This window comes from Solitalea longa (genome assembly GCF_002920915.1).
GTDB classification, from domain to species: Bacteria; Bacteroidota; Bacteroidia; order Sphingobacteriales; family Sphingobacteriaceae; genus Solitalea; species Solitalea longa.
On the sequence record NZ_PQVF01000007.1, the window covers coordinates 76,579 to 95,705 of the forward strand.

The following is a 19,127-nucleotide window of genomic DNA, read 5'->3' on the forward strand; positions in this document are numbered from 1 at the left end:
TTTTATGAACACTATTTTCCAATCTGTGTAATTTGGACCATTAATTTTTTATTTTATGAAGAAAAGAGAAAGAATATTAATTAATTCCGCATTACTGCTAACGGTTTCGGCATCAGTATTTGCACAAAGCCGCACACAATTTATCGATCCCAAAAACATGGATCAAAGTATTAAGCCAGGCGACAATTTCTACAAATATGCTAATGGGAATTGGTTAAAAACCAATCCAATTCCGGCTTCTGAAACCCGATGGGGAAGCTTTAGTGAACTTCAAGAGTTTAATTACAACGCTCTTTATAAATTATTAAACCAAGCTGCAAACACCAAGAACGCTCCAAAAGGAAGCACTATTCAAAAGGTGGGCGATTTTTATAAAAGCGGTATGGATTCAGTTGGCATTGAAAAAAAAGGTTATGAGCCAATTAAAGCCGATTTAAAAAGAATAGATGGCTTAACAGATCATAAAAGCATTATTAATGAAATAATCTTTCATGCCAATAATGGAGGAAGCCTGTTGTTCGGAATTTTTGCCGCTCAGGATGCAAAGAAGAGCACCGATGTTGTTCCTCATTTGAGCAATGGGGGCTTAGGCTTGCCTGATAGGGATTATTATTTAAAAGATGATGATCGCTCGAAAAAAATCAGGGAAGAATATGTAAAGCATATTACCAATATGTTTAAGCTGATTGGCAACAATGAAGCTGATGCAAAAATCAAAGCTGAGAATATTTTAAAAATGGAAACAGCTTTGGCACAAGCAACCATGTCGAGAGTGGAGATGCGCGATCCTAACAAACGCTACAACAAGCTTTCGTATGCAAACTTAAACGCCATTAGCCCATTAATTGATTGGAAATTTGTAGCTACCTCGGTGGGCATAAATGGATATGATACATTGATTGTCTCGCAACCAAATTTCTTTAAAGAAGTTAACAATCAACTTTCATCAACCTCAATTGATACATGGAAAGCATATATTAAATGGAATATTCTCAGAAATGCCGCTCCTTTTTTAAGCAGTAGCTTTATAAAAGAAAACTTCAATTTTTATAGTACGGTGCTGCAGGGGCAGAAATCACCTAAACCACGTTGGAAAAATGTGATGAACGTGGTTGACGGAAATATCGGTGAATTATTAGGTCAGATGTATGTGGATCAATATTTCAAACCCGAAGCTAAGCAGCGTATGATGAGCATGATCGATAATATGTCGAACACATTTGCTGATCGTATTCAACGTTTGGATTGGATGAGCGACGATACCAAAAAACAGGCATTGTACAAATTGAAATCATTTACACGTAAAATTGGTTACCCCGACAAATGGAAAGACTATACCGCCATTTCAATTGTTGCCGATAACTATATTTCCAATGTTCGTTCATGTGCAAAATGGTCACGTCAGGAGAACTTAAAAAAACTAGGTAAACCGGTTGACAAAAACGAATGGGGTATGACACCTCCAACAGTTAATGCCTATTACAGTCCAACTAAAAATGAGATCGTTTTCCCGGCAGGCATTTTACAATTCCCATTCTTCGATTTTGGTGCTGATGATGCTATAAATTACGGTGGAATTGGAGCAGTGATCGGTCATGAAATGACCCATGGATTTGATGATTCGGGAAGTAAGTTTGATGCTGAAGGAAATCTTAAAAACTGGTGGACCGATGATGATGGTGTTCAGTTCAAAAAAAGAACGCAAATGGTTGTAGATCAATATAATGCATATACCGTTATAAATGGTACGATGAATGTAAATGGTCAATTAACACTGGGTGAAAACCTTGCTGATTTAGGCGGATTAAATATCGCTTATGAAGCGTTTATGAAAACCAAAGAAGGTCAAAGTACTAATAAAACAGACGGTTTTACACCTGTACAGCGTTTCTTCTTATCATGGGCGCAAGTATGGCGTGCAAATATTACCGACGAGGCGCAGGCCCAACGAATTTTAACAGATCCACACTCACCTGGAATGTATCGTTGTAACGGTCCGCTCACAAATATGCCAGAATTTTACCAGGCATTTGATGTAAAAGAAGGCGACCCAATGTGGAAACCTGAAAATGCAAGGGCTAAAGTTTGGTAAGTAGAACAAATGATTTAAACAAGGCACCTTTTCGGTGCCTTGTTTGTTTATGATTAATCCATCAGCAATAAGTTATTCAAAATCTTTTACTTAACTTCAAATTCATTATTCAAAACCTTATAACTATGAAAATTCAATTGTTATTATTTGCAGCATCAGCTACCATTATGGTTTCATGTGGTGAAGGCAAAAAATCTTCAACTACTGAATCCACTGATACGGTGCAAGTGGATACTACGCATATGCACAATACAGAAGCACAAGTTGATACAGTTGTAATTAAAGACGGACAAAATGTTTTTTTTGTTAATTTAAAAGATGGCCAAACAGTAAAAAGCCCGGTTAAGGTAGAAATGGGAGTGAATGGAATGACGGTTGAACCTATTGGGGCCGTTAATCCTGACAAAGGTCATCACCACCTGATCATCGATGCAAGCTTTATTCCGGCCGGAACCACAACTCCAGCCGACTCAACCCATATTCATTTTGGTAAAGGCCAAACAGAAACAGAGGTAAAACTTTCTCCAGGTAAGCATACACTAACACTTCAATTTGCCGATGGCATGCATACCTCTTATGGAGTTAGAATGAGTAAAACCATTACGGTGGAAGTAAAATAAAGGAATTTTAAGAATAGAAAAGCCGCTTTGAATAGTTCAAAGCGGCTTTTTCATTTATGCTTCTTCTTTAAAGAAAAGCTTATAATAGTTTAATCCAGTGATATCATCAAAGCCTTTTTCAATCATATCGGCCCGGCCATGGATATAAACATGGAAGTTTTTATCGAGCTTTAAAATACTCTTAAATATTTTTGCCTGCTTCTTAAAGGCCTGATTCGAGATCTCAAAGCTATCTGGTAATGAAAGTTCATGGTTAGTTTCAAACTGCTGCTTAAACTCTTTAAAGGTTTCAATCACAGCAGGCTGTAAAATCACTTCTTCAGTAAACTCGTCCAGGTCAAAACGTTCTTTTTCCTTAAAATAATTGGCCGATTTATTCAGCAGATCAATCTGATCGGCTCTGCTTACATCAAAGTTTTCAGTTAGTTTTGTGTTGATAAACGCCGTGCAAAGGTCAACGTAGTTTTCCGTTTGCAAATAAGTGTCTTCACGACGTTTAACTTTTAAAAAATCATCTTTCCAATATACCGCTTCGTTTTGCTTGCTTAAAGCATCAATAATGCTAACACGGTAACCGTTTTCCTTATCAATATTAAAGATCAGGCAACCTTTATCCAGTTTGCTGATATTAATTCCGTCTTCATAGTTTACCTCATAGTTGTCGTCATGCAGATAAACCTTAAGGTAGGTTTCTTTCGTTTCAGATTTAAAAATACCAATGGCTTCAACCTCTTCGCCATCTACCAAACACTTATTAAAATAAGCAATGTAAAGCTCACCGCCTTTAATTTTGGGGTGGGTTGAAGAATCATGCAAATGCTTGGCAATATGAAAAGACTGCTCCTGAAAATTGGCTTTGTCTTCGAAAATGCGCGAGATATACACATAAATATCGTTTAGAGCAATCTCAACAGCATGATATAAATGATAGTATTCACCATTATTAGCAAACGGCTGAATAAAATAATTTAGCAATAACCGGCTTATATCTTCGTTGCTTAGATCAATTGGGGCCTTTGAAAACACCAAAGGTTCATCTTTGCTTGGATTTCCTACTTTATGAATGGTTAAATACTGAAGATCATTAACGTCGGCAACGTGTATCATTTATTAATTTTAGATTTAAGAATTACAAATGTAGAATTTAATCGAACTAATGGAGATATATCGTGAACAGATATCCATCGCATTAATCTGTTAACTTGAAGACTTTTTTTAATTCCTCATTCTAAATTCTTAAATCTAAAATCCATTAAGGGTTTCGGGAAAACACAATGAAATCGGTATTTGGCAACGGTTCAATCAATCCTTTAATTGAATCGATGATTTGCCCACGGTGATAATTTGAATGTGCAAGTAAATGTGTTAGAATATCTGCCATCGGTGAATCGAATTGTTCACCCTTTGAATTTTTATAATGAAAAGGCACGGTAAGGTCATCATCCTGAATGGTCAAAAAAAAGTGACTCCACTCTTCATTATTACTTTTAAACAGCTCTTCACTTTTTTCTAAATCATACAAAAGCCAGAATTTATCGGTTGTACTTTTCTTTAAGATCCGATGTAGCCACTCTCTTTGGGCAATAAGTAAATGGGCTAATAATAACAATGATCTTTCTGGGGGGGTGTCTAATTTTTTTAATGTTTCGATGATTCGGCCATTTGCCCAGTTTTCATATTGATACAGACGCTGGAAGTATGCTTTCATATATAATAGCTAATAAAGTCTTTAAATTTATCAACTTAAACCATCAAACCAAAAGAATTAATACAACCACCATTCGGCTTTTACCCCAATGTATTGACCCCAGGATTTATTCCCTACTTGTTGCAAATAAGGTGAGTATAAGTTATCACGAGCAAAATCATTGTAGTGTGCCACAGTGTAAACTAAGCGAAAATGTGGCCTCGCCCATGGATCTCGTTTAGCAGAAGGAACCAGTGTTGGTATAATGCCGAATTTCACCATTTGCGCCGGATCCTGTGTACCATCTTTTCGGGAAGCAAAGCTTAACTCATTCATCAAATGCAGCCAGTCGGTTAAATAAACAAATGTTCGCACTCCAACTGCAATATCTGTTTTACGATTAAAAACCTCCCTGCCTAAATAATCGGGCGCTTTATTTGAGCTTTCGGCAGCACCTTTGCTATTCGTATAAATTCCATATCCGTTAATGCTGAATTTCTTCGATAGGTTGAATAAAAAATGTTCCACAAAGGTCCATGAGTAGGCATCATTAAATTTTTGCGTAGATAAATTGGGAGCTCCATACGTTAACCAGGTCTTAGAAGCACCTCCATCTCCGCCATTGGCTATTCCTTCACCATATCGTACAGAAAATTGGTTAAAAGAACCGGGTAATGTGGAGTTCATATCATAAATATGTTTTAATCCAAATACCCAACCATTATCTGAAGGATAGTTTAATGGTGTATTCTGATCATCGATTGTTGCGTCGGCCAAAAAATGATATTCACCGAGCGCCTTTAACGTATTTTTATCATTTAGTTTGAAATCATGTTCTCCAACCATAACTGTACGTTGCCTAAGCCCAAGGGTAGGAGTACCATTGACAATATTCAGGTAGAAATAGGGAGGAAGAGAACTGGTGGTGTCAACACTTCCCGGAAACAGCATTGAGAAGGCGGTGTTCTTATATTTAATACCAAAGCCCTGGGAAGAATGATCATCAAAATAAAAATAATCCGCAATATGAATATCATTATAACGCAGCAGTCGAGCTCCAACCCAGGCCGACCAATCACTGCCTAGTATATTGTTGGCTTCAGCATAAATTTCGGGCATGGCAAAGGTTATACCTCCAAAACTATTGCTGGTTACATTACCTAAAAACTGGCCTTGGGAGGTGAAAACAGCTAATCGGGTTTGAATATTGATTATGGTTTTTTTGTCATCAATTTTAGGGGTAAAATGCAAGGCTGTGACCATCTCCAGATAGTCTTGCTCCTCCATACGACCGCCCATGCTCCCCATTCCGTTTAAGTTTAATGATCGTCCTAAACTACCCTTAATAGCAGGAGAAAAACCAACACCTACACGTCCATAACTACCAAAGGAAAACATTTTATTGGTTACGGTTTGTGCGGATGAAGATTGAATGAATAAAAGAAGAAGGCTTAAAGTTAAGCCGGCGGCGGATGAGCAGTAAAATTTATTCATTGTGTAGAGCGTATTTCCTTTAAATATAAAAAATAAAGAAACGGTAAACTAAAATTTGAGGCAAAAAAAACGCCCTGCTTTAAAAGCAGGGCGCTATCTTAACTCTTATTTAATTAACTACTTATGCAGTGTAATTTCAACTGTTGCGTCACCAACTGTTACCTTAGCTTTGTTATCAATGGTTCCATCTCCGTAATCCAATGTAACTGTAGGACGGTCAGCTACTTTATGTTCGATGATACCTGAAACGATCCAGCGTGAAATAACCGGTTTTTTAAGCTCCTGGATAATTGTTGTTGTGAACGCTTTTCCTTTTCTGTTAGTGCCTGAAGTTGATCCTGTTACTGTAATATAATCATCAAGTGCAGTATTAGTACCTTTTGTAAAATAAGAAACGGTTCTGGTAGCACTCCAGGTAAATGAATTACCTTCTTCATTGATACGAGCACGATCAACACTTACATTGTATGAAAAGCTGTTGGTTTCAGCATTAAAGCCATTGCTGGTTAAAATTTTGGTTCCTTTAACCTGGATACCATTCACGTAATAGTCCTGCATGTCAATACGCAATTCAGCGCCACTAATCCACCAATGATTTGACAATACACCCACAATTTTACCTTTACGAACTACACCGTATTTATCAACAGTACCAGTACCAAAATTAATGGTGATAGTTTTTGGGAAAGTAGCATAATCAACTGGCGAAATGGTTACTGAACCGCTGGTAGTACGGGCATCCTCATTAACTGTTGCTTCAACTGCTTTACCTGGGGCCGAATTAGCTATCGCCATTTGGTTCATTGTTACCATGTTAAACTGATCTATAACATCTGTTGAAAGATCATCGGCCGCCTGATTGTCAACGGCTGTTACCTTATCCGAATCAGCATCCGAAGTTTCATCTTTTTTACACGCTGTAAATGTTAAAGCAACCGCACTAGCAAGAATTAATGTTTTTGTGGTGATAAGTTTCATAATTATTGTATGGTTAGTTTTCTTGTTCAGACCATGAGTTGGTTTAATAGTTTAACGATCTATTGAAAAAATCGTTACATTTTATAAAATTATTGTTTAAAAATATTAACTATTAATTTGATAATCAGATTTTTAAATAATATTTAGAAATAACTAAATAATATACAATTTTATCAACCGTCCATAAAAAAGGCGCTCCGATAAAACCGGAACGCCCTAAACACTATGAATAAAAAAACGCTTACAAATCTATTTGCTTAGTATTTCCATTTATGGTGAGGGTTGCTTTTTTGTCGCAATCGCCATTTCCATAATCCATTGTGCATAATGAAACGCTATTGGTCTTAAGTTCAACAGTTCCCTCACAGATCCATGCACAAAAAGCTTTTTTCTTTAACGCCTTGGTGATTTTCTCCGAGAAGAAATTTCCTTTACTATCAGAACCTTGTCCCCAGCCAGTAATCGAATAGTAATCATCAAAAATGTTTAGAGCAGTTTTACTATTACACCAAACGATTTCTTTTTTGCAGGCCCATTTTTCTACACATTCGCAGTGAATTTTGGTTCCTTCACATTCTAAACTGAATTTCAGATACCCCTCTTTGGTTAGGCCGGTAGAACTGATTTTGCAGAAACCATCGAATTTGGTATCTCCGCACCAATAGTCTTCAAATGTAATGCTTACACTACATCCAGTACTTAACCATGCTTTATCGTAAGAAAGAATGATCTTACCCTTGCGAAGTTTTTGGGTTTTAGGGTCTTCACAACCTCCTGCGCCATAATCTAAAACTACTTTCAAAGGCCATTTAAACGGAGCAGATTCAATTTTTACTTTTGCACATGAATAATCGTCCAAATGGTCGAGAAGGTCATCTCCAAAACCTTCAGTAGATTTAGCAGAAACACTTTCCCCTCTTATTTCTGGAAAGCTGTGAGAAATTAAATTGATCTGTTCAAACAAATCAGCAGTAATAACGTCGTTCTTAGCAACGCCGTGCATACTTTCTTCAACGTTTAAACTTTCGGGTTTTTGTTCTTCCTTTTTACAGGCAGTAAATGTTAAGCCAATCATGCCTAGCATGACCATAGCTTTAATTGAGAATAATCTCATGGAGCGTAATTAAATTAAGTTGATAGGTGATTTTAAATGAATAGTTTTTCTTTCTTTTGCGTATTAATAAAAAAGCTTTTAAATAAAAGATAACAGATTGAAATTAAGCACTAATCAAATTAATTGCCAAATTATCAAAGCTTTTAACAATAGATTAAATTCATCAATTTTTACGATATGAAATTCGGTACCAAAGCCATTCATGCAGGTGTTTTCCCTGATCCAACAACGGGAGCCATTATGACTCCAATCTTCCAAACTTCAACTTACGTACAGGAAGCTCCTGGAAATCACAAGGGTTATGAATACGCACGTACACAAAACCCTACACGTGCGCAGTTACAGGATAACCTGGCGGCACTTGAAAATGCCAAACATGGCTTTTGCTTCAGTACCGGAATGGGTTCGATTGATACCTTGATGAAACTATTCAATCCGGGCGATGAAATTATCTGTACAAATGATTTATACGGAGGTACTTATCGCATTTTCACTAAAGTTTATCAGAATTTAGGCTTGAAGTTTCATTTTATTGGGATGGAGGATGTTGCCAACATTGAAAGCTACATCAATTCAAATACTAAAATGATTTGGATTGAAACGCCTACCAATCCGACTTTAAAGATCATTGATATTGCAGGAGCTGCGGCAATCGGTAAAAAACATAATGTGTTATTAGGAGTTGACAATACTTTTGCATCGGCCTATTTACAAAATCCAATGGATCTGGGTGCTGACATTGTAATGCACTCTTTAACCAAATACATGTCTGGACACTCTGACGTGGTTATGGGTGCTTTAGTCGTAAATGACGATAATTTGGCTGAACGCATTGCTTTTTATCAAAACGCTTGCGGTGCCACACCTGGCCCCCAAGATTGTTTTTTGGTATTGAGAGGAATCAAAACCTTGCATTTACGTATGCAGCGCCATTCGGAAAATGGTAAAGCCATTGCACATTATTTAAGAAATCACCCTAAAGTAGATAAGATCTACTGGCCCGGTTTTGAAGATCATGCCAATCATGAAATCGCTAAAAAACAAATGCGCGATTTTGGCGGAATGATGTCCTTCTCATTAAAAGGCGATAAAATGGATGATGCATTGAAAATTTTAAGCGGAACTCATTTGTTTTCTTTAGCAGAATCATTGGGTGGCGTGGAATCATTAATTGGCCATCCGGCATCAATGACTCATGCTTCTATACCTCGTGAAGAACGTTTAAAAAGCGGTGTTACTGATACGCTTATCCGCTTAAGCGTGGGGGTGGAAGATGTGGAAGATTTAATTGCTGATTTAGAACAAGCACTGGCGGCAGTTTAATTTAGTCCATAGCTTATAGGTTTTAGATCATAGATTTTTTTGTACCTATTAATTATAGGCTATGATCTTCTAACTTTTTACTTTTAACTTTTTACTTTAAAATCATGCTAGGCAATTTATTTGAAGCGAAGAAAAAGGCGGAAGAGATCAAAAATCGCCTCGAACACATTACTGTTACCGGCGAAGTTGAGAATGGCGCTGTTGTGGTTACTTGCAACGGAAATCGTAAGGTAATGGATATTAAGATCAACCCAAGTGTTTTTAACGTTCGCGGTAGGGAAGAAGTGGAAGAGTTGATCACTGTTGCGGTTAACAGGGCCTTGGAACAAGCCGACCAGTTAATGGCTGCTGAAATGAAATCAATTATGCCAAATATTCCGGGCTTAGGAAATTTAGGGTTTTAATATTATTGAGGATTCAGGGTTACGTGTTGCGAGTTATTAGTTACGGATTAATTAAATTGTTCTGTACAACTCGTAACCCGAAACACGTAACTCGTAATCCAAGATCCGAAACCCGGAACTCATAATTCGTAATGCTACTAGATCTAAAGTCTTTCCTCGACGCAAAAGTTGAACAATACAATCAGCCCGGATTTATAAAAAACGACCCCATTTGTATACCGCATCAATTCACTAAAAAGCAGGATATAGAGATCATGGGCTTTTGGGCATCGATGCTGGCTTGGGGACAGCGCATTACCATTATCAATAAATGCAATGAGCTGATCGATCTAATGGATGGCGCTCCTCATCAGTTTATTACTCAACATGAAGAAAAAGATTTAAATCGCTTTCTTCATTTTAAGCACCGCACCTTTAACGCCACCGATACCCTCTATTTTATCGAGTTTTTCAAGAACCATTATTTAAACTCTGAAAGTTTGGAAGATGCATTTTTGACGAGCTCTAAGCAAGAAAACATTTCTATTGAAAATGCTTTAAATACTTTCCAACAGCATTTTTTTTCCTTGCCTGATTACCCTCACAGAACCCGTAAGCATGTCACCAGTCCGAATAATAAATCTACTTGTAAACGATTGAACATGTTTTTACGCTGGATGGTGCGTAAAGATGATAAGGGTGTTGACTTTGGCATTTGGAATACTTTGCGGATGAAAGACCTCCTTTGCCCATTAGACCTTCATGTGGAACGTGTGGCCCGAAAACTCGGACTCATTGAACGCAAGCAAGTCGACTGGCAAACCACACTAGAACTAAGCAATAATCTACGGCTGTTAGACGAAAATGATCCGGTTAAATATGATTTTGCCTTGTTTGGTTTGGGGATAGAAGAGAAATTCTAACCATTGTAGATTTATGATTTTAAATTTACGATTGAATTTGAGGCAGGTGATAATTGTAATTCTAAAATCTAAAATTTCTAATCTTTCTATTTAATTTCTACCTTCTCACAGGTTCTGGGGCATCCTTAAATTTTTGATATTTACCAAGTATCAAACCAACCCTATAAGTTATAGGAATGATTACTTTTTTAACAAATTTGGGTATTTCAGTGGTGTCGTATTCTGTTGAATAGCGAGTCATAAGGTAGGCGGCATCAAATGCTTCCGGCCTACCACTGCCCGTTTTGTTTTGAGCAGCATATATAGCTGATAAGTAAAAAACAATTGTATTTGCCGACTTTAGCCAACCTTTGCAATTAAGGATATCATCACCTGCGTTCCAAAAACGATGTGGTGTTCCGCGCTTAAAAAGAACAGTTTCACCCTCATTTGCATATTTTTTCTCCTGCCCATAAATTTGATAGCCGATCTTTCCTTTTACCACCGTTAAAGATTCATCCTGTAGCCAATGAGTATGCATAATAGGGCCGCTTCCTGGAACAACAAAATTTTCAACCAATACCCGGTCTCCATCAGCCTCATGTTGTACTTCTTGAAATATTATTTTCTCTCCAATGCAATTTTCAATTGTGTGCGGATAGACTATTTCCATGACATGTTTAGTTAGTGTAGATTTATGATCTTAAATTTACGATTGAATTTGAGATAGATGATAACTTTATTTCTAAAATCTAATATTAAAAATCTAAAATCACTTGGTCATTTTCGAAGGCATCATTTTTAAATTCAAACAAAAGGGCGAAAAAACCGGCTGGACCTATATTGATGTTCCATTATACCTGGCTAATGAAATTAAACCAGGAAACAGAAGGGAAATTCGTGTACGAGGGTTATTAGATAATTTACCGGTGTCAGGCATGGTGCTTTTCCCGATTGGGGATGGCAACTTCATATTAACGTTAAATGCTACTCTACGTAAAAGGTTGGGAAAATCGGAGGGAGCAATGATTCATGTGGAGCTGGAGGAAGATGTTGATTTCAAGATTGAAGTTCCGGAAGACCTATATGAATGCCTTTGTGATGAGCCTGAAGCCATTCAACATTTCGAAACCTTCAATAAATCAAACCAAAACTATTTCATCAATTGGATCAATAGCGCAAAAACAGAGCCTACACGGGCCAAACGTATTTCCAAAACGGTGAATGCCATGCTAAACAAATGGGATTTTGGCTTAATGATGCGCGAAGGAAAACCGCGTGAATTGTAATTACCTTGAGAGAGGGACGATCAAACAGCGCGTATATGGGATTCATCAAATCACTGAATTTCAAACAATCAGTTTTAATGGAACTTTCCCTACATAACCTTTAAATAGTTTTTGCCATCCCTACCATTTGAACCGAGAGACCGACCCAACTACCAAGAGAGAGAAGAGTGCCTGAGCGGAGGGTTGACAAAACGGCGGGCCTTGCGTAGGGTTTGTGGGAGGAAGCTTCGTTTTGTCTTGATTCTTTGGTTCCTTTCTCATCAAGGAGAAAGGAACTAGGCCTCGGCCGGCTATGAGGCCGACCATCAGATGTTAAAATGTAGTATTTTAATTAAGCTACCGAATTCATATAACTAGTTTATCAACCAATAAATCTTGGTTCGTACTTCTAACGCCTAAAATCTTAATTCCTTAAATTCTATCTTTGCGCAAATAATTAAAATATGCTACCCGTAAGTCCGTACGCCGAAGATACCATTGTTGCTCTTGCTACCCCAGCCGGAACCGGCGCCATTGCCGTGATCCGCTTATCGGGTCCTGAGGCCATTAAAATTTGTAACAAGGTTTTCTTTGGAAAAGACTTAGAAAAGCAAGCTTCCCATACTGTTCATTTTGGCACTATCCGCGAAAATGATGTGATCATTGATGAAGTTTTGGCAACGGTATTCATTGCACCAAGCTCCTATACACGCGAAAATTCAGTAGAAGTTTCCTGTCACGCTTCACCGTACATTATCCAGAAGCTCATTAATCTCTTTATTAAAAACGGAGCCAGAACAGCTAAACCAGGGGAGTTCACTTTACGAGCTTTCTTAAACGGACAGTTGGATCTTTCGCAAGCTGAAGCGGTGGCCGATCTGATTGCCAGCAGAACAGAGGCCTCACATAATATGGCGTTAAAACAGTTGCGTGGCGGCTTTTCAAATGAACTGAAAGCACTGCGTCAGCAACTGATTGACTTTGCCGCTCTAATTGAACTCGAACTCGATTTTGCTGAAGAAGATGTGGAGTTTGCTAACCGTCCGCAATTAAAAGCTCTGATTGGCAGTATTCAATCAGTTATTCGTAAACTCATTTCATCTTTTGATTTAGGTAACGCGATCAAAAATGGAATTCCGGTGGTAATTTCGGGAAAACCCAATGTGGGTAAATCCACTTTGTTGAATGCATTGCTGAATGAGGATAGAGCCATTGTTTCTGAAATAGCTGGTACCACCCGCGATACCATTGAAGACGAAATAAACATTGGAGGCATTAACTTCCGTTTTATCGACACAGCCGGTATACGGGAAACCTCCGATAAAATTGAAGCCATAGGAGTGGAGAAGGCTTATGAAAAGATCCGTCAATCGGCTTTGGTTATTTATTTATTTGATCCGGAAGAAACTTCAGCAACTGAGTTAAAAGCAATTGTTGATGAACTATCAGCTCATACGTCAACAGATTCGATCCTTTTAGTTGCAAATAAGCTGGATAAAGGAAACGAAGCGGAATGGAAAAAACGATATGAAGGCCTCAATGGCATGCTATTCATTTCGGCCAAAGATCGTATTCACCTCGACTTATTCACCGAAACCTTATTGCAAAAGGCCCATGCCGACCAGCTCAATAACGACGAAACCGTAATTTCAAACGTACGTCACCTGGAAGCCCTTCAAAAAACCAATGAAGCTTTAGATGATACTTTACGCTTAATGGAGCAACCATTTGGTGGTGAACTGCTTGCTTTTGAAATTAAAAGAGCCCTGCATCATTTAGGTGAGATCACAGGAGACATATCGAACGAAGACCTGCTGGATTCTATTTTTACCCGTTTTTGTATCGGAAAGTAATCGAACAAAACAAGCAAGAAAACAAAATGAAAAAGAAGTTGAGAGTTTAATTAAAAGCTTGAATTTCATCAAAGAAAATGATTCGTTTAAGAATGGCCTTTGCTCGAGTGTGTTTGAAACTTTTCAAGGGCTCCCAACCCTTGAAAAGCGCAATATTTAGATGATTTTGATTTTTTTACATTTAGGCTGATTGCCGCAGTAAAAGGTGTTGAACTAGAATAAAGAGAATAAAAATGTTTTTTCTTACGTTTTCATCGTCCAAACCCAGGTACTTGGCAAACTCTTCGATGGTTACGGCTTGATGCTTCTGCTTGTTTAAGAGCTCTCGGATTTTGTTTAATAATCGGATGGCTTGCCGCTCGCTTTTTCCGGTTAACATGCTTACATCTTTGGGATAGATACATAATCGTTTTGTTTTCATATTTAAATGGTATGTGTAGTGCTGTCTTTACATAGCTATTCATGCAAAAAAATAAGAATGATGCTCTGGTTACGCACTATCCGTGCTTTATCCATGCTTTATCCATGCCTTTGATTTGCTTGATTTATTTTCCTTCTTTCTTTTCCTTTTCTCTGTCTTCGTTCGTGTTTAACAAATGTAAAACTCAAAATATCGACTCACAATTGACATTTGATACCATTTTGGACAACTAATGCCATTTACGACACGGTCTTTTGTAAAAGGCTAGGGTTCGTTTTAACTTGGTTTCAACATGTAGAAATCATGGCAGAACAAAAAGGTATCATTAAGTTTAAAGGAAGTATCGGGGATATTTCCTTTTACAAAAGTAAAGATGGTTATATGGCTAGAGAGCGAGGAGGAATTGATGCGAGTCGTATTGCCAATGATCCTAAATTTCAGCGAACGCGTGAGAACGGCGCTGAATTTGGCCGGGCGGGTAAAGCCGGCAAGTTATTACGGAGTGCTTTACGGACAGTTGTGTATCAGGGAGCCGATAGTCGAATGACTGCCCGTCTAATGCGTGATATGATGAAGGTAATCAAGGCTGACGCTGTTAACGACCGTGGACAACGACAGGTGATGGATGGAGAGGTGGAACTTCTTACTGGTTTCGAATTTAACGAGCAAGGGAAAGTAAGTACCACTGTATTCATGCCTTATACCCCTGCGATAGATCGTGCTACTGGTCAGCTAACAGTTAGTATTCCTGCCTTTGTGCCTAACCAAACTATTGCAGCTCCTACTGGTACAACACATTTTACGTTAAAGGTCGCTGGTGCTCTTGTTGATTTTGAAGCTGAAAACTATGTAGTGGATGTAAAGGATACGGGAATGCTGGCTTTGGACAATACAGCGACTACTATTCAGCCTCTTGTTTGTGCAGTGACGCCTGCCAGCACAAAGCCACTATTTATCGCCTTGGGTATTGAGTTCTATCAACAGATCAATAGCAAGTTTTACTTGTTGAGTAATGGTGCTTTTAATGGTTTGGCGCTTGTTAATATCAGTGGTCAGTAATGGAGTTGCAGCTTTATCGTCAGTACTTTCCAAACGGGACGAATGGGAAGTTATTTAACAACAATACGTTTATGTGTGAAACCATTGAACTACCCTGGCGCAATAATAAGCGTAGCATCAGCTGTATTCCGGAAGGTCGGTACCGAATACGGCCACGAGAACACCCCAAACACGGTCACCAGTTGGAAATAGTGAATGTGCCTCTTCGTGAGGCCATTCTTATCCACCCGGCCAACTTTGCTTTACGTGAATTGCAGGGTTGCATTGCTCCAGTAACCAAGTGTACGGCTCCGGGTATTGGAAACTATAGTAAACTGGCTATGAAAAGGGTGGAGTTATTGGTGAAAGAAGCTGTTGCAGCGGATGAACCTGTTTTTATTACTATCAGATCGTAATTTGTATGAATAATGAAGAGATTAAGGCGGGTACAGCAGGAGGGACCCTGCTGACAGTTTTGTTGCAGCTGCAGGCGATTGATTTTGTTAAAACGGCGTTGTTTGCGGCTGTGGGTGCTGCGGTGAGTTTTGGTGTAACGTTGTTTTTGAAATGGGTTATTAAGCAGATGAAGTAGTCCATGTATTGGTGGAGTTAATTCATATGAACGATTTGCCCTCCGCGGTCGGGCAGACCGAATATTCACGACGGAACTGCGTCCAGTTTGCCTACAGGCTTATCACACAGGCCGAAACTGGCCAAGGTTCCTTACGTGAATATTGAATGATATGTCTTTATTGTAAAATTATCTCATATGAGCGCTTTTGCCTTCCACGGTCAGGCGGACCGAATATTCATGATCCCGGTTGAACCGGGACGTCCAGTTTGGCTGCAGGCTTACCGGACAAGGCCGAAACTGGCCAAGGTTCCTTACGTGAATATTGAATTATAAAAGAGTACGCTTGAATTCGAAACTTTAGGAATGAATAAAATAAGGCAGTTTGAGGTGTTATTGAATGGGTAATTAAACAATTGAAATAGAAGTTTATTTTAAATATTAATAATTATTATATTTAAGATGAAACACCCTCCCCGGGTGTATTTTTCATAGGTAGATGTGGCCTGCTCGTTAATTTGAGTGGGCTTTTTTTATTGCTTAGTGTCCGAAAAGGGCTTAAACAATACTATAAGAATGTATTTAATTTTAGTTGAGAATTTGCTAGATGATTCAAATCATGTTTAAAATCTTGAATGGATTTCTCTATCTCTAAAAATCTAAATGTGCAAATTGAATCTAAGGTTAATCGAAAAGCCCTTATTAATCGGATTAGAGGGTTTATGTCATACTTTTTTGATAAATATGGGTAATCGCGATTAATGCCTCTTGAGCCTCTATAAAAGATACAAATTAAGTCTTTATAGATGAAGCTATGCAACATATGGTCAATTACTGTTGATTGAGAAAGATCAATGTGATATCCGTTAATTCTAAAATCTAACTTTAAAAGCAGTATATCTAAATATCTTATTAACTCCCTAACTCTTTCTTCCGTTTCGCCTCCATCCAACAATTGTAGTTGTTTAGAATTATAATTAAAACGTTGTCTTAGGGTATTCAATTTAATTCTTTTTTCGGGATCATGATATCGGGATGCCTTATATGCAACTTCTTTAATTTCGTCAGCTAAAACTAATCTTTCCAAGGATAACGGCATTACAAACCTTTCCATAACTACAATGTTGACAGTCAATTATTTAATTGATATAAAAATACTGGCTAATTGCAAATTGTCAAAGTTGTTTTTATTAAGTTATCAACAAAATAAAATTAAGAGTGAAATTATTTTTGGTTGAGAATACTTAGCATAACTTTCGATAATAAGTGCCTCATTGTTTAGGCCAATTAAAAACTTTGGTTTATTTACTATTAGAAGAGGCGCTGCGTTTAATTTCTTGGTTTACTTGACGGATACTTCATAATTTCCCAATGATTTTATGATGTCAAAGTAAGCGTCCCAATCTCCACCCTTGTTTGTTGGGTTTAAGCGATCGTCATAAAAGAAAACGGTTAAAATTTCTCCGTTTTCATTGTAGTGAATTAGCTCTTTGTTTTTGATGAATTTCAAAATTGCCTCGTCAGTCAGTCCCTGGTATTTCGTATGAATAGGGTAAGATAGATAAGGTTTTAAAGCCCCCCCAGTGCTTTCAGCATTTTGTTTAGAGTTCCAGCCTAATGGAACATACTCTCTGTTAAATGCAAACCAAGTGTTGTCAGGATTTTTTTTGATACCGTAAGGTAGGTTAATCCTAAAGAAGTTGAATAGTCCCATAATTATTAATGTTTGAATATTTGTCGCCCAAAATTTGCCGATAAATTGTTTTTACAAGAGTTTTAGATGCATGTATATTTTATATAGTAGCTAAAATATAGATTAATTCAATGGAAATATATTGCCATTTTTCAACAAGATGGAATTTACTTAACGTATGGCCCATCGCTTTGGTTTGCCTATACTCATGCAGGAATGGATGTTTTCTGTTTTTGGATTGGTCTGAAGACCTTGTTTTATTTGCAGTTGAATGTGACACTGTGTTTAACACTATCCATAACGAACACTTCGGATAACAGAGAGAGTAACCCTGACCACTTTAGATAACAGACGCACGCGTTGTAACGCTCGCGAGCAAGGGTTTTGTGTTGAGAAATTCTATTAATTGCTTTTTTGAGGCAAAAATAAATAAGAAATCATCGTCAAAGAGTTTCTGAATTTCCCATTTATTAAAAGGAATAGGATTTAGATTATATTTATATAAAAAAGAAAATTCTTTTTTTAGTTCTTCATAATCGTCAATATCTTTAAAATAAAGTCTATCCTGATCCTGAAATTTAGGTTTATCCAATCCTGTTCCAATGAATTCAATTATGGCTATTTCACCTTTGTAGAGGATTGAAGATTCACCACCTACAATAACTATAAAATTTCCTTTATTAAATTGCACTTGAATACTCATTGTTCTGAATGATAATTATTTACAAGATACATCTAGTTACTGTATACATGTATGTATATTTCTCATTATTAAAAATATAAACTCAAATAGTTATAAAAGTGGACACTATAATAGGTTCTGATGGCCGACCTCATTGCCGGTCGAGGGCTAGATACTTTTTTTCTTGACAAAAAAAGTATCCAAAAAAGTCAAGACAAAACGAAGCTTCCACCCACAAGGCCAGCACATGGCCCGCCGTTTTGTCTGGCCTGCGCTCGGTAGCAATGATATATGTTTTTCTGGTTTAAGGTCTGAAGACCCTTGTTTTATTTGCAGTTGAATAATAGAACGAGTTAAAAACTCAATGCAGTATTTAGCACGCCTTGCAAACGCGCGCGAGCAGGGGGGTAACTGGGGACAGTTCGTTTACACTTTCAACAACAACGGAACACTTCGGATAACAGAGGAATGATTTCGCTATATGAAAGTAGTACTGAAATAAAGTGAGGTTTGAACTGATATGAACAGTCAGAGACTTGGGTTTATTTACTATCCGAAGAGACGCTGCGCTTAACTCTTCGGATAACGGGGGTGTGATAATGTTTGTTTTGTGGTCTGAAGGCCTCGGCTTTCTTTCCAGTTGAAATCGACACAGCCTTAACACTTTCAACAACAACGGATAACCAGGAAGACTTCCAAGAACAAGTCTTCTGTCTCATAGAATGTTTCAACAAATTTGTCAGGAAGTCCTTTTTGAATTGCGTATTTAACCCTCTCCGCTCTTGTCAGTTGCCCTGGTTTTTTACTATCATTTTTATACCAAACACAATTTATTACTTCTTTGTCTGGCGAAAGATTATGAAGTATGTGTCTTGATAGTTCTCTAATACCATACGCAAAGTTGTTAAAACGCAGTTTATTTCCCTTGTCAAGAAGGTTGTCCAAACTTGCAGATAACAACTCCTATTCAAAGTCATTATTTGTTAACGGAGACAATGTCAATTTATA

21 protein-coding genes are annotated in these 19,127 nt (G+C 37.7%); 10 read left to right on the forward strand and 11 right to left on the reverse strand.

Translation table 11 applies throughout. The annotated features are described in order from the left end of the window. Nucleotides 1-55: 55 nt before the first annotated feature. Both C3K47_RS10870 and C3K47_RS10875 read left to right on the forward strand, forming a co-directional pair. Nucleotides 56-2,092 carry a M13 family metallopeptidase gene (locus C3K47_RS10870; RefSeq protein ID WP_103789168.1) on the forward strand — a complete coding sequence of 679 codons (2,037 nt, stop codon included), beginning with the start codon at nucleotides 56-58 and terminating at the stop codon, nucleotides 2,090-2,092. Nucleotides 2,093-2,217: 125 nt separating this feature from the next. Beyond that, complete coding sequence (locus C3K47_RS10875; RefSeq protein ID WP_207765281.1) at nucleotides 2,218-2,712, forward strand: DUF4399 domain-containing protein; 495 nt, start codon at nucleotides 2,218-2,220, stop codon at nucleotides 2,710-2,712. A gap of 54 nt (nucleotides 2,713-2,766) precedes the next feature. On the opposite strand, the gene C3K47_RS10880 is transcribed toward C3K47_RS10875, so the two are convergent. From C3K47_RS10880 to C3K47_RS10900, 5 genes are all read right to left on the reverse strand, one after another. Further along, on the reverse strand, nucleotides 2,767-3,819 hold the full coding sequence (locus C3K47_RS10880) for a nucleoid-associated protein (protein ID WP_103789169.1): 1,053 nt from the start codon (nucleotides 3,817-3,819) through the stop codon (nucleotides 2,767-2,769). Nucleotides 3,820-3,964: 145 nt separating this feature from the next. Continuing rightward, on the reverse strand, nucleotides 3,965-4,420 hold the full coding sequence (locus tag C3K47_RS10885; protein ID WP_103789170.1) for a DinB family protein: 456 nt from the start codon (nucleotides 4,418-4,420) through the stop codon (nucleotides 3,965-3,967). Between the two features lie 57 nt (nucleotides 4,421-4,477). After that, nucleotides 4,478-5,893 (reverse strand): carbohydrate porin, encoded by a 1,416-nt coding sequence (locus C3K47_RS10890; RefSeq protein ID WP_103789171.1) that lies wholly within the window; start codon nucleotides 5,891-5,893, stop codon nucleotides 4,478-4,480. Between the two features lie 117 nt (nucleotides 5,894-6,010). Continuing rightward, nucleotides 6,011-6,871 (reverse strand): hypothetical protein, encoded by an 861-nt coding sequence (locus C3K47_RS10895; RefSeq protein ID WP_103789172.1) that lies wholly within the window; start codon nucleotides 6,869-6,871, stop codon nucleotides 6,011-6,013. 241 nt (nucleotides 6,872-7,112) lie between these two features. Beyond that, nucleotides 7,113-7,985, reverse strand: coding sequence for a hypothetical protein (locus C3K47_RS10900; RefSeq protein WP_103789173.1), 873 nt, complete (start codon nucleotides 7,983-7,985; stop codon nucleotides 7,113-7,115). Between the two features lie 177 nt (nucleotides 7,986-8,162). Here C3K47_RS10900 and C3K47_RS10905 point away from each other — a divergent pair, with 177 nt between their 5' ends. The 3 genes from C3K47_RS10905 to C3K47_RS10915 all read left to right on the forward strand — a co-directional run bounded on the left by C3K47_RS10905 (nucleotide 8,163) and on the right by C3K47_RS10915 (nucleotide 10,614). After that, a complete protein-coding gene (locus tag C3K47_RS10905) occupies nucleotides 8,163-9,308 on the forward strand; it encodes a trans-sulfuration enzyme family protein (RefSeq protein ID WP_103789174.1) in 1,146 nt (381 codons plus the stop codon). A gap of 104 nt (nucleotides 9,309-9,412) precedes the next feature. After that, entirely contained in the window at nucleotides 9,413-9,712 is a 300-nt protein-coding gene (locus C3K47_RS10910) for a YbaB/EbfC family nucleoid-associated protein (protein ID WP_103789175.1), read from the forward strand. A 131-nt stretch (nucleotides 9,713-9,843) separates the two neighbouring features. Then, nucleotides 9,844-10,614 (forward strand): TIGR02757 family protein, encoded by a 771-nt coding sequence (locus tag C3K47_RS10915; RefSeq protein WP_103789176.1) that lies wholly within the window; start codon nucleotides 9,844-9,846, stop codon nucleotides 10,612-10,614. Between the two features lie 97 nt (nucleotides 10,615-10,711). Here C3K47_RS10915 and C3K47_RS10920 read toward each other — a convergent pair whose 3' ends face one another. After that, nucleotides 10,712-11,266, reverse strand: coding sequence for a cupin domain-containing protein (locus C3K47_RS10920; protein WP_103789177.1), 555 nt, complete (start codon nucleotides 11,264-11,266; stop codon nucleotides 10,712-10,714). A gap of 103 nt (nucleotides 11,267-11,369) precedes the next feature. Here C3K47_RS10920 and C3K47_RS10925 point away from each other — a divergent pair, with 103 nt between their 5' ends. Together C3K47_RS10925 and mnmE are read left to right on the forward strand one after the other, a co-directional pair. Further along, a complete protein-coding gene (locus C3K47_RS10925; RefSeq protein WP_103789178.1) occupies nucleotides 11,370-11,882 on the forward strand; it encodes a YdeI/OmpD-associated family protein in 513 nt (170 codons plus the stop codon). Between the two features lie 443 nt (nucleotides 11,883-12,325). Next, a complete protein-coding gene (gene mnmE, locus C3K47_RS10930) occupies nucleotides 12,326-13,714 on the forward strand; it encodes a tRNA uridine-5-carboxymethylaminomethyl(34) synthesis GTPase MnmE (protein ID WP_103789179.1) in 1,389 nt (462 codons plus the stop codon). A 181-nt stretch (nucleotides 13,715-13,895) separates the two neighbouring features. Here the strand turns inward: mnmE and C3K47_RS10935 are convergent, their stop codons facing one another. Then, nucleotides 13,896-14,135, reverse strand: a complete 240-nt coding sequence (locus tag C3K47_RS10935; protein ID WP_103789180.1) for a hypothetical protein — start codon at nucleotides 14,133-14,135, stop codon at nucleotides 13,896-13,898. 303 nt (nucleotides 14,136-14,438) lie between these two features. On the opposite strand from C3K47_RS10935, the gene C3K47_RS10940 reads away from it, so the two are divergent. From C3K47_RS10940 to C3K47_RS19530, 3 genes are read left to right on the forward strand one after another with little or no spacing between them, the layout of a single operon-like run. Beyond that, complete coding sequence (locus C3K47_RS10940; protein WP_103789181.1) at nucleotides 14,439-15,194, forward strand: hypothetical protein; 756 nt, start codon at nucleotides 14,439-14,441, stop codon at nucleotides 15,192-15,194. Next, complete coding sequence (locus tag C3K47_RS10945; RefSeq protein ID WP_103789182.1) at nucleotides 15,194-15,589, forward strand: DUF5675 family protein; 396 nt, start codon at nucleotides 15,194-15,196, stop codon at nucleotides 15,587-15,589. The genes C3K47_RS10940 and C3K47_RS10945 overlap by 1 nt, the downstream gene beginning before the upstream one ends. A gap of 5 nt (nucleotides 15,590-15,594) precedes the next feature. Then, a complete protein-coding gene (locus tag C3K47_RS19530) occupies nucleotides 15,595-15,765 on the forward strand; it encodes a hypothetical protein (RefSeq protein WP_165784677.1) in 171 nt (56 codons plus the stop codon). A gap of 547 nt (nucleotides 15,766-16,312) precedes the next feature. Here C3K47_RS19530 and C3K47_RS10950 read toward each other — a convergent pair. The 4 genes from C3K47_RS10950 to C3K47_RS19870 all read right to left on the reverse strand — a co-directional run bounded on the left by C3K47_RS10950 (nucleotide 16,313) and on the right by C3K47_RS19870 (nucleotide 19,079). Continuing rightward, nucleotides 16,313-16,858 carry a hypothetical protein gene (locus tag C3K47_RS10950; protein ID WP_103789183.1) on the reverse strand — a complete coding sequence of 182 codons (546 nt, stop codon included), beginning with the start codon at nucleotides 16,856-16,858 and terminating at the stop codon, nucleotides 16,313-16,315. A 228-nt stretch (nucleotides 16,859-17,086) separates the two neighbouring features. Next, nucleotides 17,087-17,458, reverse strand: coding sequence for a hypothetical protein (locus C3K47_RS10955; RefSeq protein WP_103789184.1), 372 nt, complete (start codon nucleotides 17,456-17,458; stop codon nucleotides 17,087-17,089). A 319-nt stretch (nucleotides 17,459-17,777) separates the two neighbouring features. Further along, nucleotides 17,778-18,140 carry a hypothetical protein gene (locus C3K47_RS10960; RefSeq protein ID WP_103789185.1) on the reverse strand — a complete coding sequence of 121 codons (363 nt, stop codon included), beginning with the start codon at nucleotides 18,138-18,140 and terminating at the stop codon, nucleotides 17,778-17,780. Between the two features lie 645 nt (nucleotides 18,141-18,785). Then, nucleotides 18,786-19,079, reverse strand: coding sequence for a pPIWI-associating nuclease domain-containing protein (locus C3K47_RS19870; protein ID WP_394341682.1), 294 nt, complete (start codon nucleotides 19,077-19,079; stop codon nucleotides 18,786-18,788). Nucleotides 19,080-19,127 lie beyond the last annotated feature (48 nt).